Genomic DNA, 12412 nt, shown 5'->3' with positions numbered 1-12412 from the left:
AATATAGAGAGAGAGATAGAAGGGGGAGACAACATGCCTAAAGGTGCTGGCAAAACGGTAGCGCAGAATAAAAAAGCCTACCATGATTATTTTGTTGAAGAGACCTTTGAAACGGGAATCGTTCTTCAAGGGACTGAAATCAAGTCGATTCGTGCTGGTCGTGTGAATCTTAAAGATTCGTATGCACGAGTGCAAAATGGCGAAGTGTTTTTATATGGGATGCATGTGAGTCCATATGAACAGGGGAACCGCTATAATCATGATCCACTCCGGGAACGTAAGCTTTTACTTCATCGTCGAGAGATCAATAAACTGATTGGCGAGACGAAGGAAACAGGTTATGCGCTTGTGCCGTTAAAGGTTTATTTGAAAAATGGCTATGCAAAGGTTTTACTCGGGCTCGCTAGGGGTAAAAAGAAATACGATAAGCGTGAAGACCTGAAGAAGAAGGAAGCAAAGCGTGAGATTGAGCGTGCTTTCCGGGATCGTCAGAAGATGTAATTAATCATTAAGAGCGATTGGTAGAAATGGATAATCATTTCCAGTTGAAACATTTCGTCAGTGTGCTATAATAAGTCTTGTCACCACGAGTGGCAAACAGCTTTTTGCTCGGAACAACACCGAGTATCCTAACGTCTGTTCTATATTATATATGGGGACGCTACGGATTCGACAGGGGTAGTTCGAGCTTAGGTTGCGAGTCGAGGGGATCGGCCTCGTTAAAACGTCAACGCCTATAACTGGCAAAACTAACAACAACTTAGCTTTCGCAGCGTAATAACTGCATAGCTGTTCGCCCCTCCATCGCCTATGTGGTAGGGTAGCGGACTCACTCTTAGTAGGCTACGCCGGATCTCACCGTCTGAGGGAGAAGGAAGAGAATAACCAGACTAGCTGACCGGCCGCCTGTCGACAGGCAAAAGGCTCAGCGAAATGCGAATATGTCGACTACACTCGTAGAAGCTTAAGTGCCGATGCTTTTGGACGTGGGTTCGATTAGTAATAGTCGCCTTGTATGGCAACATACAAGTGAAAATCCGGCTTTATCGGTGAAACCTAAGTCGCTCATTGAAGTGATAAGGCAATGCCGAGCGGTATGTGGAGCAATCCAACAGCCGTGTATCGACTTATAGGCTGCCTTCATGGTAGTACTAAGATGCGAATTTCTACCTATTAGGTAAATTAGGTAAAAAATATGATTCGCATAAGACGCCGGAGGACCTGAGAACAACAGGTTCAAGATATAGTCAGTGCCATGACGAAAGCATGGAAGTGCACGTCCCACCGTCTCCACCATACATAAGGTGGATAACAACAAGACCAGCGATTCGCTGGTCTTTTTTATATGTGAAAAAGCTAGCAGTTGCGCTAGTATTGGTGACCTAAGTGAAGCAAAACCAAGGAGAAAGGTCACCAATAAGCGGTATTGGTGACCTAAGTGAAGCAAAACCAAGGGGAAAGGTCACCAATAAGCGGTATTGGTGACCTAAATGAAGCAAAGCCAAGGGAGAAAGGTCACCAATAGGCGTTATTGGTGACCTAAGTGAAGCAAAGTCAAGGGAGAAAGGTCACCAATAGCCCTCAAGTTGGGTCGGTCACATAAAGTTTAATATTTCGAAATCATTCTAGGTATAATAACTGCAAATGACCTTAAATAAGGAGGGTTAACAATTGGGTGCAGTAGACCGCAACGGATTTCGCTTCGAACCAGAGTTTAGTGTTATCGAACAAAATGGAGCTATACATGTTTATCATCAAGGTGAATTTATTGAAGAAATCAAATTTGATTTTTCTGGTAAGTATCCTGAGATGAATCAAATTGAACAGCTTATTGATCGGTATTGTGAACAAAAGGGAATCTAGCGGGGGACAGCAGATTCCCTGTTTTAGTTTGACAGACCATAAGCTCCATGTTATATTTATCTCGAATTAAAGATATTAAATCTAAAGATATCCTAAAGTGGTTAATATAATATAAGCATGAATTTATGGAGGGGAAAAAATGAAGGGCCTAAAAGGAATCCACCACGTAACCGCTATCACGAGCAGTGCCGAAAAAAACTATGAATTTTTCACATATATTCTTGGAATGCGCTTAGTAAAGAAAACTGTCAACCAAGATGATATCCAAACGTACCATTTGTTTTTTGCTGATGATACTGGTAGCCCAGGGACAGATATGACCTTTTTTGATTTTCCTGGTATTCCTAAAGGACAGCATGGGACGAATGAGATTTCGAAAACCTCTTTCCGTGTACCAAGTGATGCTGCACTAGATTATTGGGAAAAACGTTTTGATCGTTTAAAGGTCAAGCATACAGGGATTAAGGAGCAATTTGGGAAAAAGACCATCTCGTTTGTTGATTTTGATGATCAGCAATACCAGTTGATTTCAGATGAAAACAATGAAGGCGTTGCGGCTGGGACTCCGTGGGAAAAGGGTCCGGTCCCGCTCGAATATGCGATTACTGGTCTAGGACCACTTTTCGTTCGGATTGCTCAGTTTGATTATTTTAAGGAAATGATGGAGAAGGTCCTACAGTTTAAAGTAATTGCCCAAGAAGGCTCTTTTCATTTATTTGAGGTCGGTGAAGGTGGAAACGGGGCACAAGTGATTGCTGAGCATAATACGATTCTTCCACAGGCTCAACAAGGGTTTGGAACGGTACACCATGCTGCTTTCCGTGTCGATGATCGCTCGGTGTTGGAAGACTGGGATCAGCATCTGCGTAGCTTCGGTTTCCAAACATCAGGATTTGTAGATCGCTTCTTTTTTGGTTCGCTCTATTCGAGAGTGGCCCCGCAAATTTTATTTGAGTTTGCAACCGATGGTCCTGGTTTTATGGGCGACGAACCCTATGAGACTCTTGGTGAGAAATTGTCCTTGCCTCCATTCTTAGAGTCGAAGCGTGAACAAATCGAAAAGATGGTTCGTCCTATTGATACGGTGAGAAGCACAATCGATTTTACTAAAGAATAATCGTAAAGAACCTTGTTAAAATCGCAAGGTTCTTTTTTCTTTCTAAAAACTCCCTGTTGCTCTTTACTTGCGTTATTGTAAATACGTATTAAGATAGTAGTATGTAAAGTGGATGACCAATGGTTCGCAACTAAGCGGACAAACCTTCAGAAAGGGGGCCTTGGTGCGTGAGTTTTCTAGCAAAGCTTTTTACAAAAGATAAGAAATTACAAATAGATTTTTGTGAGAAAAACCTTGATCGCTTTTTAAAAGAGGAGCATTTCACAGATTATGAAGCATTTCTTAACCAAAAGAACGTCACTTATAAGGAATATCAGTGCCAAAGTAAGTGTGAAGAGTGCAAACTGTCCCCTTATGCAATCGTGAACGGGGAATTCATCGATGCCAACGATGTGCCCGAATTACTAGATAAGTTAAAACAACGACAAAAGGCATAATTTAAACGGTTGCCTATCAAGAATATTAGGGTAAATGGGTGCTGCGTTAGGAAAGCCTAACCAAGCATTTTGCCTATTCAATAGAAGTGTGGTTATATTTAAATAAGATAAAATTAGAGCGCTCCTTTGATAAGGAGTGTTTCTTTTTACTAGAACGAAAGGGAAGGGGGGGTTCCCATGAACTCAATAGAGACAAAGGACCGCATTGACACACTAGACTATTTAAGGGGATTTGCGCTGTTAGGGATCATTCTCATTAACATCGTTTTTCTATTATCTGCACAAATACCAAGTCCAGATACGCTAGATGCAGCTTATTGGAAGTTCTTATATTTATTTGTAGAAGGACGATTTTACACCATCTTTTCCTTTTTGTTTGGAATTGGTTTCTACCTGTTTATCTCGCGAGTTAATGCAAAAGGGAAGAATGGAACGATTCTATTTCTGCGAAGGATTTTGGTCATGTTTCTGTTTGGATTGGTCCATTACAGCTTTCACCCTGGTGAGGCACTGACTGTATATGCGGTTAGTGGATTACTTGTTCTTCCTTTTTATAAGCTAAAAAAAGAGATCAACCTTACGATTGGCTTGCTGCTCCTTCTACTGTTCGGTCTGCTTGCCATCAAGCCCTTACTTCCGGTTGCTCTTATTTTACTAGGACTCACAGCAGGTCAATATCGTTTATTTGAGGATTTGGTAGCAAAGAGGAGAAAATTTTGGTGGTGTACGGGCATTCTTTTCCTGTTATCGCTTATGGTCGTTTTTTATCATAACAAACAGGCCCCTTCACTTAGTGCGGAAGGGACCTTGGAAATGTATTGGTTTTATCATATCGGAATCATGGTGGGGCCAATCGTATCGGCCTTTTATGTAGGTTTGTTTATTCTTATAATACAAATTCCAATCATTCAAAAACTACTTTCACCCTTAAAATACTATGGTCGGATGGCCTTAACCAACTATGTCCTACAAACGGTGTTAATTCTTTTTGCTGGCTATGGGCTCGACTTACTTGGGAAAGTCAGTTATCTGCAATCATTGTTTATTTGCCTAGCAATACTTGCCAGCCAACTAATCTTTAGCATTTTGTGGTTGCATTTCTTCCGATTTGGTCCACTAGAATGGGTTTGGAGAATGGTGACCTACTTAGAAATTCCTCCTCTTATGTTACATAAACAGGAGGATAAATAAAAAAGACGCCTGCAAGCAGGCGTCTTTGCGTATTGGGGCGACAGACTGCACGCCACATCGTGCATTTCCTAAAAGGAGTGTCTGCCGACTTATCCAACTCAGCTCATCGCTTAATTAATATACCATCCTACCGTTACAAAAACAAGTGCCACTTTTTAACATCAGTATAAAAGTGATTATCCGTTTTTCCTATTTTCATAGTTTACAAGTTGGATTAATTAGGATAATATAAGGAAAGTTTATTCCAACTAAACTTATGAGAATATGAGGTGAATAAAGTGGCACAAACATCATTCGCAACAAATTGGGATGGTAGATCAACTACAGTTGTAACAGAGTTAAGCCCGATGCAAAAGCCATATGTAGCATTAGGGACCATTGCCGCAATTATTTTATACATTAGTATTGTGACAGTTGCTGGCTGGACACAGGGAACATTATATATCATCGGCCTTGCACTTGGAGCTGCTTTATTGTATGCCCGCTTCGGGTTTACATCCGCTTTTAGACGACTTGTTTCAGTCGGAAATGTCCAAGGCTTACAAGCACATATGGTCATGCTAGCGGTTGCTTCTATTTTGTTTGCAATCATTTTAGGTACAGGTTTTAGTTTTACTGGTGATACACCCTCAGGAAATGTGAACCCTGTTGGGGTAAGTGTTATCGTTGGAGCGTTCATTTTTGGAGTGGGAATGCAGTTGGGAAATGGCTGTGCTTCCGGAACCCTTTATAATGTTGGCGGCGGATCATCCTCGATGATTCTAACGTTAATTGCCTTCATTGCTGGGTCGGTTCTTGGTGCATATCATTTTACTTTCTGGATGGAAGAAACACCTGCGCTTCCAGCATTTTCTTTAGCTGAGTCAACTGGGTTAGGGTACTTCGGGGCTTTAATCGTGCAACTTATCGTTTTAGGCTTAATCTATTGGCTTTGTGTTCTTTTTGCGAAGAAGAAAAATCCACCAATGATGAAACCTTTAGCTACAACGCAAGGGTGGAAGAAGGTGGTTCGTGGAGCTTGGCCGTTATTTGGTGCCGCGATTGTGCTAGCCCTTCTAAATGCCTTAACGTTAATGGTGAAGGGAAGCCCATGGGGAATCACTTCAGGATTTACTCTCTGGGGTGGAAAAGCAATGATGGCTATGGGTGTTGACGTATCAACATGGGGTTACTTCGCTGGATCTGACAAGCTGACTAATTCAGTGTTAATGGACGGAACTAGCGTGATGAACTTTGGTATCCTAATCGGTGCTTTCCTATCAGCTGCTGCACAAGGTACATTTAAGCCAGGTAAAATTAAGCCAGGTGTAGCTGGGGCAGCGGTAGTTGGCGGTCTCATGATGGGCTACGGTGCACGTTTAGCTTTCGGTTGTAATATCGGTGCCTATTTTAGTGGAATTGCTTCCTTTAGTGCTCATGGCTGGGTTTGGGGTGTGATGGCCATGCTCGGAACGTACCTAGCATTATTTATCCGTCCATTATTTGGGTTAAAGAATCCGAAACCCAATGATTCGATTTGTTAATTGGGGGAACTGTAAGCTTCTCTCTATGAATGAACGATAGTCTAAAGTGATCAATTCAAATGCCATTTTCTCTAAAAGAGCATGACTCCGGTCTGCTCTTTTTTGAGTAATCTAGGTATTCTGCCACCAACAAATGGTAAATTTGTGATCCAACTTCTTTCCCAATCAGAGTGCGCCGATGGGGCTAAGACGATTGTCCTGGAAGGGAGTCAGGTAGAATATTTGTAGAATCATGTTTTAAAGGATAAGTTAACAGTAAGATCTATTCAAGGGAGGATACCTATGATTCGTTTTGGAGTAATCGGAACAAACTGGATAACAGAAGCATTTATTGAAGGAGCAAACGAGCATCCTGAGTTTAAATTAGCGGCAGTTTATTCCCGGACTGAGGAGAGGGCGCGTGAATTCGCTACTAGGTACCAGGTCAAGTCCATTTTCACTGATTTACATACGATGGCCTCTAGTAATGAAATTGACGCGGTTTACATTGCTAGTCCAACTTCTCTTCATGCCAAGCAGGCCATGATTTTCCTCGAACAAGGGAAGCATGTGCTTTGTGAAAAGCCGATTGCTTCTAATTCGGTTGAATTAAGAGCAATGATAGAGGCGGCTAAAAAGCATAATGTGGTATTGATGGAAGCATTGAAGTCGACCTTGGTGCCAAACTTTCAGGAGATAAGTAAAAATGTCCTTAAAATCGGGAAGGTTCGCCGCTACTTTGCAAGCTATTGTCAGTATTCCTCACGCTATGATGCCTATAAGGAGGGAAATATCCTAAATGCCTTCAAACCGGAGTTTTCAAATGGGGCGCTGATGGACATCGGGATTTATTGTATATATCCTCTAGTTGTCTTATTTGGAAAACCTAATGAGGTGAAGGCAACGGGTATTCTGCTAGAAACCGGAGTAGATGGTTCAGGAAGTATTGTCCTAAACTATCCGGATATGGATGCGGTTGTTATGTTCTCAAAAATTACTGACTCTGCTGTCCCTTCAGAAATTCAAGGAGAAAAAGGAAATCTTGTTTTTGACAAAATCAATGTTCCTGAAAAGGTGGAAATTCGTTACCGAAGTGGCGAAATAGAGGACCTGACAGTCCCGCAAAAGAGTCAATCGATGTATTATGAAGTTGAGGAATTCATTACGTTGGTTAATCAAGGACAATTAGAATCTAAGGTGAACTCGCATGACCATTCGTTAATAGTCATGGAAATCCTCGATGAGTGCCGTAAGCAAATCGGGGTAGTTTTCCCAGCCGACAAGAAATGAGAATAAAAGAGAATCTCCCCAGTCAAGTGGGGAGGTTTTCCTCATGGTTTTAAAATGACTTTAATCACTTCATCCTCATGCTCGCTAAACATTCGATAAGCGTCACTCGCCTGATCGAGGGGGATTTTGTGGGTTATAATTTCGGTAGGGTCAATATCACCATTTACAATCATTTCATAAAGCTTCGGCATATAGTGGATAACCGGCGCTTGTCCCGTTTTTAGGGTCACATTTCTTTCGAAAATATTGCCAAGTGGAAACATATTATACATAGACCCGTAAACGCCGGTAAGCTGAATGGTGCCAAATTTTCGCACGGAATTTTTCGCTATTTGAATGGCACTCAACGTTCCACCTTGTATTTTTAATTTCTGTTCAACCTTTTCGACAACGGATTTTTTTCCATCCATCCCAACACAATCAATTACTACATCTGCTCCGCCCTTAGTGATTTCCCTAATATAAGCTCCTGTATCTTCAAAGTCCTCAAAATTAAACACTTCGACGTTATTTTTTAACTTCGCATGTCTCAGGCGATAGGGGACGTTATCAATGGCTATCACCCGTTTAGCCCCTTTCATCCAGGCAAACTTTTGGACCATCAATCCGACAGGACCACAGCCGAGTACAACGACGGTATCGTTTGGCTTTACACCAGCATGCTCTACGCTCCAATAGGCTGTTGGGAGGACATCGGATATAAACAACAAAGCCTCATCCTCTAGTTCGCATGACTCTGGAATTTTAAACGGCATAAAGTTTCCATAGGGCACTCGTAAAAACTCAGCTTGACCACCAGGGTAATTGCCATAACGCTCGGTATAGCCAAAATAAGCTCCAGAATCAATATCAGGATTCGAATTAGAGTTCTCACACTGACTTTCCATTTCATGCTGACAGTAGAAGCAATGCCCACAAGATACAGTAAACGGGAGAATCACACGATCGCCTTTTTTCACCTTTTTTACATCAGGTCCTACTTCCTCAACAATGCCCATCGGCTCATGCCCGATAATAAACCCAGGACGAGTTGGCATTCCGCCTAGGTAAATATGGAGGTCAGAACCACAAATGGCTGTTGAGGTAATTCGGACAATGACATCATCGCTCTTTTCGATGACAGGATCTGCTACTTTTTTAACTTGTATATCTTTTGCACCTTGAAAAGTGACAGCCTTCATGATAAACCTCCTATAATAAAAAACATACGGTAATTCCATTTTAGGTTGTGAAAAGGAAGCCTTTTTCATTCCTGGATAGTGACAAAGCTGCTATTTCATCTTAAGATTGAATAAAGACATAGAGGGAGGGGCTGGCCCATGCAAGTAAAGGTATTTGCCAATCTCCGAGATATTTGTGGCGGAGTTCAGGTGGAAGTAAAGTCAGATGGCGATCGAGTCATCGATATCCTTGATAAAATGGTTGAAATGTTTCCAGAGATTGATGAAGAAATTTTCACAGAAGAAAAGAAGCTCAAGCCATTTGTCCATGTATACATAAATGGGAAAAACATTATCCATTTGGATGACCTTCAGACAAAGGTAGAACAAAGCGATCAGTTTGCCCTATTTCCTCCGGTAGCAGGTGGTTGATATGGCAAGTCGTGAACTAGAGTTCCGTGGCATTAACCGAAATCATCTTGGGATGTATTTTGAAGAGCTTGGTGGAGAATTGCTGACAGATGCTTTTCCTTTTGTATATAAGGGTAATGGATGGACAGGGGAAATCCTTAGTGAAGATAAACTTACCTTTACGAAGACTTTTAAAGTAAATGCTGTTCATATCCGCTTTACAGCTGAGACAGAGTCAGGGCTGGAAGATCTAATTAAACAATACCGCTATAAAACAACAAGAGTTGGTGGCTAAGCGGTATAAAATAAAAACGAGGGTGTCCCCAAAAATACTGGGAGCACCCTCATTTTTATTTTATTTTTGTTCGGTTGTAGCAGAGCTGTCTTCAGCAATAATACCTAGCTCACGAAGCTTTTCAGCGGGAACAATCCCGTCTTTCCATCCGCGTACTTGGTAGTATTCTTCAAGCATGATATCCATACGGCTAACAGAACCTGCGCTATTTCCACTTGCTGGCTCATCTGTGAAACGCTTTGGAAGGAAATCATCCTCACGCTTATCTAAACCAGCTAAGTTATTGTAATAACGCTCAATATTGTAAATACGTTCACCAGCTAACATAACATCCTCAGCTGTCATTTCAACGCCTGTCATTGTGCTGTATTGCTCAGCGTAGTGCTCGGCATTTTCAGAGAACGAGGAGAACTTACAAATATCCATAGAATCTCCAAAGGCAAGCATATCCTGGAATGTTTTTAACAATTCCCCTTTGCCTTCTGCTTTTAGGCGATCGGTTGGCTCTGGAATACCAGCAATTTCACTTGCAACCGTATATCCGCGTAAGTGACAAGCACCACGGTTACTTGTTGCATATCCGAGGCCGATACCTTGAATCCCACGTGGATCGTAAGCAGGAATAGACTGTCCTTTAACAGACATGGAAAGTTCAGGCGCGCCCCACTCCGCTGTTGCACGAGCTGGACCTTCGGCAAGGACTCCACCAAAGCCTTCACGGTAAGCAATTTTCTTCGTTAATTCAATCATGGCATCCTTGTCGCCCCATTTAAGAGGTTCGGAGATTAGGCCTTTTTCATAAGCCTCCATTGTAACAGAGAATGCATGACCAAGTTCAATTGTATCAAGGCCATATTCATTACACTGGTCAATCATATAAGCGATTGCTTCAGCATCGCTGACAAGACAGTTCGAGCCAAGAGACCAAGAGGACTCAAACTCAAAGCTTTCTACACGAGTTTTATATTTTCCATCTTTTACTTCGACTTCGATCTTACAGGCCACGGGACAGGCATGACAGGCGTTATTTGCAACAAGTAAATGCTTGTTAACATACTCACCACTATGCTTTTCCGCTTCATCCCAATGAGTGAATTGGGAGTTTTTTGTAGGAAGGGCTCCGACTTCATTGATTAAGTTTGTAAGGACGTTTGTACCGTATACAGATAAGCCACCCTTTTTCGGCGCAGTTAATCCGCCTTCAAGCAAGGCTTTTACGGCTTTTTTGTTAGCTACGTTGTTCGCATCTTTTTGTTTAGGTACAGGCATATTGCCCTTTTGCGCGGCCTTAATAACGATTGCCTTTAACATCTTATAACCGGAAACGGCAGCGGTGCCACCACGACCAGCTGAACGATCATGCTCATTGATAAAGGCTGCAAAGCGAACTTTGTTTTCGCCTCCTTGACCAATTGCCAATACACTCAAATCTTTTTCACCATATTTTGCTTGCATCGCTTTAATGGTTGCTCTTGTGCTTGTTCCCCAAAGCTCGGAGGCATCACGTAATTCGGCCTGGCCATCTTCTATGTACAAATAGACAGGCTTATCGCTTTTTCCTTTGACAATAATGTTATCAACGCCAGCCCATTTAATTCTTGCTGCAGTCCACCCACCAATATGGGAATCGGTTACGGTGCCTGTTAGCGGTGATTTCGTTACAACCGCCATACGACCACTCATTGAAGTCCGTGATCCAGTTACGGGACCGGTCATAAAGCACAAAAGATTTTCTTCTGAAAACGGTTCCACTTCTGGTCCGTTATCTAGGAGGTATTTTACACCAAGGCCTCTTGCCCCAATATATTTCCTCGCATAGTCCTCGTTGAGTTCCCGATAATCGACTTTCCCACTTGTTAAATCCACTACAACTTCCTTGTTCATAAAACCGCCAAGATTCATCGTGTATTGCCACCTCTTTCTATTTATTTAAAAAACTACAACTATATATAATTATATATGGAATAAAAGAAAATTTCTTCCTTATTTTAAATAATCCAAATCTTTTTTATAATGGATAGGGAAAAGAGGGATAAAATGACCGAACTAGATCGTTATTCACGACAAATTCTTTTTAAGCCAATAGGGGAGGAAGGGCAGCGCAAGCTATTAAAAAGCCGAGCGGTTATTGTTGGGATGGGGGCACTTGGAACCGTGATCGCTAACCATTTAGTCCGCTCCGGTGTTGGACATGTTCGAATGATTGACCGGGATTTGGTTGAATTATCGAATCTCCAACGCCAGTCGCTTTATGATGAAGACGATGCGTCCAATCAGCTTCCTAAGGTGATTGCCGCTGAAAAGAAGCTAAAGAAAATCAATTCAACGGTAAAAATTGACTCAATCATCGCCGACCTTAATTTAGACAATGCCGAAGAACTCTTGGCTGGGTTTGATGTCATTGTTGATGGAACCGACAATTTTTCCACCCGCTATCTGATTAATGATGTTTCCGTAAAATTGGACATTCCTTGGGTATATGGTGGCGCTGTATCATCTAGAGGGATGTATGCCGTCATCATTCCAGGGAAAACACCTTGCTATCGTTGTCTTTTTCCAGAAGTTCCCGCTGGCCTTGGAGAAACTTGTGATACCATCGGCGTTCTTTCGCCGTTAACTGATATCATTGGGTCATTTGAAGCAATTGAGGCAGTAAAGCTATTGGTTGGTGCGGAACACAATCCGAATCTAGAACAGCTGGACATTTGGTATCAATCTTCTTTGCAAATGGATATCTCAGAGGGGCGAAATCCTCAGTGTCCGACCTGTGGACAACATCAGTTTGAATTTTTAGATCTCTCCTCCAATCAGCAAATCGCCTATGCGGTCCTATGCGGACGAGATACAGTCCAAATCAATCCGAGGAATGTGAAGCAATTTGACTTAACGGAGCTTGCTAAAAAATTGAAGCTAAGTGGGCTAGAGAAGGTCAAAGTGAATCCCTTTTTGTTGCGGTTTTCACCTGATGATAAGGTATCTATGGTCTTTTTTAAAGATGGTCGGGTACTTATCCACGGAGTGGAAGATATTACTGAGGCAAAAATGTATTATTCAAGGTATTTAGGGAGCTAAATAGATAGTTATCCACAATTTTACAGGGATATCCAGAAGTTATTAACATATTATTCACATTATTCACAACGATA

Annotated in this window: 12 protein-coding genes and 1 other RNA gene; 11 read left to right on the top strand and 2 right to left on the bottom strand. The window is 41.9% G+C overall.

Annotation, left to right across the window (positions count from 1 at the left end; genetic code table 11):
- The first annotated feature begins 33 nt into the window (after nt 1-33).
- The 8 genes from smpB to BMX30_RS07630 all read left to right on the top strand — a co-directional run bounded on the left by smpB (nt 34) and on the right by BMX30_RS07630 (nt 7400).
- A complete protein-coding gene (gene smpB, locus BMX30_RS07665) occupies nt 34-501 on the top strand; it encodes an SsrA-binding protein SmpB (protein ID WP_090743200.1) in 468 nt (155 codons plus the stop codon).
- Between the two features lie 161 nt (nt 502-662).
- Nucleotides 663-999, top strand: a transfer-messenger RNA (tmRNA) gene (ssrA, locus tag BMX30_RS07660).
- Nucleotides 1000-1671: 672 nt separating this feature from the next.
- Nucleotides 1672-1863 carry a YbxH family protein gene (locus BMX30_RS07655; protein WP_090743198.1) on the top strand — a complete coding sequence of 64 codons (192 nt, stop codon included), beginning with the start codon at nt 1672-1674 and terminating at the stop codon, nt 1861-1863.
- 139 nt (nt 1864-2002) lie between these two features.
- Nucleotides 2003-2980 carry a ring-cleaving dioxygenase gene (locus BMX30_RS07650; protein WP_090743195.1) on the top strand — a complete coding sequence of 326 codons (978 nt, stop codon included), beginning with the start codon at nt 2003-2005 and terminating at the stop codon, nt 2978-2980.
- A 167-nt stretch (nt 2981-3147) separates the two neighbouring features.
- Nucleotides 3148-3417, top strand: coding sequence for a DUF1450 domain-containing protein (locus BMX30_RS07645; protein WP_090743192.1), 270 nt, complete (start codon nt 3148-3150; stop codon nt 3415-3417).
- A 177-nt stretch (nt 3418-3594) separates the two neighbouring features.
- Nucleotides 3595-4608 carry a DUF418 domain-containing protein gene (locus tag BMX30_RS07640; RefSeq protein ID WP_090743189.1) on the top strand — a complete coding sequence of 338 codons (1014 nt, stop codon included), beginning with the start codon at nt 3595-3597 and terminating at the stop codon, nt 4606-4608.
- Between the two features lie 347 nt (nt 4609-4955).
- Nucleotides 4956-6131, top strand: a complete 1176-nt coding sequence (locus BMX30_RS07635; protein ID WP_090743540.1) for a YeeE/YedE family protein — start codon at nt 4956-4958, stop codon at nt 6129-6131.
- Between the two features lie 282 nt (nt 6132-6413).
- Nucleotides 6414-7400: a Gfo/Idh/MocA family protein gene (locus tag BMX30_RS07630; protein ID WP_090743186.1), complete on the top strand. Its 987-nt coding sequence runs from the start codon at nt 6414-6416 to the stop codon at nt 7398-7400.
- 41 nt (nt 7401-7441) lie between these two features.
- Here the strand turns inward: BMX30_RS07630 and BMX30_RS07625 are convergent, their stop codons facing one another.
- Nucleotides 7442-8581, bottom strand: a complete 1140-nt coding sequence (locus BMX30_RS07625) for a zinc-dependent alcohol dehydrogenase (protein ID WP_090743183.1) — start codon at nt 8579-8581, stop codon at nt 7442-7444.
- A 138-nt stretch (nt 8582-8719) separates the two neighbouring features.
- On the opposite strand from BMX30_RS07625, the gene BMX30_RS07620 reads away from it, so the two are divergent.
- Nucleotides 8720-8992: a ubiquitin-like small modifier protein 1 gene (locus BMX30_RS07620; RefSeq protein WP_090743180.1), complete on the top strand. Its 273-nt coding sequence runs from the start codon at nt 8720-8722 to the stop codon at nt 8990-8992.
- Between the two features lies 1 nt (nt 8993).
- The gene (locus tag BMX30_RS07615; protein ID WP_090743177.1) at nt 8994-9266 is read left to right on the top strand and encodes a MoaD-like domain-containing protein; all 273 of its coding nucleotides are present in this window, start codon (nt 8994-8996) and stop codon (nt 9264-9266) included.
- Between the two features lie 60 nt (nt 9267-9326).
- On the opposite strand, the gene BMX30_RS07610 is transcribed toward BMX30_RS07615, so the two are convergent.
- A complete protein-coding gene (locus BMX30_RS07610) occupies nt 9327-11168 on the bottom strand; it encodes an aldehyde ferredoxin oxidoreductase family protein (RefSeq protein WP_090743174.1) in 1842 nt (613 codons plus the stop codon).
- Between the two features lie 135 nt (nt 11169-11303).
- On the opposite strand from BMX30_RS07610, the gene BMX30_RS07605 reads away from it, so the two are divergent.
- The gene (locus BMX30_RS07605) at nt 11304-12338 is read left to right on the top strand and encodes a ThiF family adenylyltransferase (protein ID WP_090743171.1); all 1035 of its coding nucleotides are present in this window, start codon (nt 11304-11306) and stop codon (nt 12336-12338) included.
- The last annotated feature ends 74 nt before the right edge of the window (nt 12339-12412 follow it).

Source organism: Mesobacillus persicus (genome assembly GCF_900109925.1).
Lineage (GTDB): Bacteria > Bacillota > Bacilli > Bacillales > Cytobacillaceae > Mesobacillus_B > Mesobacillus_B persicus.
Note: the sequence above shows the minus strand (reverse complement) of the source record. Positions and strands in the feature narration are given on the sequence as shown.

Bases quoted from the DNA above. Each gene is read 5' to 3' on its own strand.
- smpB (WP_090743200.1), top strand. From the start codon at position 34: ATGCCTAAAGGTGCTGGCAAAACGGTAGCGCAGAATAAAAAAGCCTAC.
- BMX30_RS07650 (WP_090743195.1), top strand. From the start codon at position 2,003: ATGAAGGGCCTAAAAGGAATCCACCACGTAACCGCTATCACGAGCAGT.
- BMX30_RS07640 (WP_090743189.1), top strand. From the start codon at position 3,595: ATGAACTCAATAGAGACAAAGGACCGCATTGACACACTAGACTATTTA.
- BMX30_RS07635 (WP_090743540.1), top strand. From the start codon at position 4,956: ATGCAAAAGCCATATGTAGCATTAGGGACCATTGCCGCAATTATTTTA.
- BMX30_RS07630 (WP_090743186.1), top strand. From the start codon at position 6,414: ATGATTCGTTTTGGAGTAATCGGAACAAACTGGATAACAGAAGCATTT.
- BMX30_RS07625 (WP_090743183.1), bottom strand. From the start codon at position 8,581: ATGAAGGCTGTCACTTTTCAAGGTGCAAAAGATATACAAGTTAAAAAA.
- BMX30_RS07620 (WP_090743180.1), top strand. From the start codon at position 8,720: ATGCAAGTAAAGGTATTTGCCAATCTCCGAGATATTTGTGGCGGAGTT.
- BMX30_RS07615 (WP_090743177.1), top strand. From the start codon at position 8,994: ATGGCAAGTCGTGAACTAGAGTTCCGTGGCATTAACCGAAATCATCTT.
- BMX30_RS07610 (WP_090743174.1), bottom strand. From the start codon at position 11,168: ATGAATCTTGGCGGTTTTATGAACAAGGAAGTTGTAGTGGATTTAACA.
- BMX30_RS07605 (WP_090743171.1), top strand. From the start codon at position 11,304: ATGACCGAACTAGATCGTTATTCACGACAAATTCTTTTTAAGCCAATA.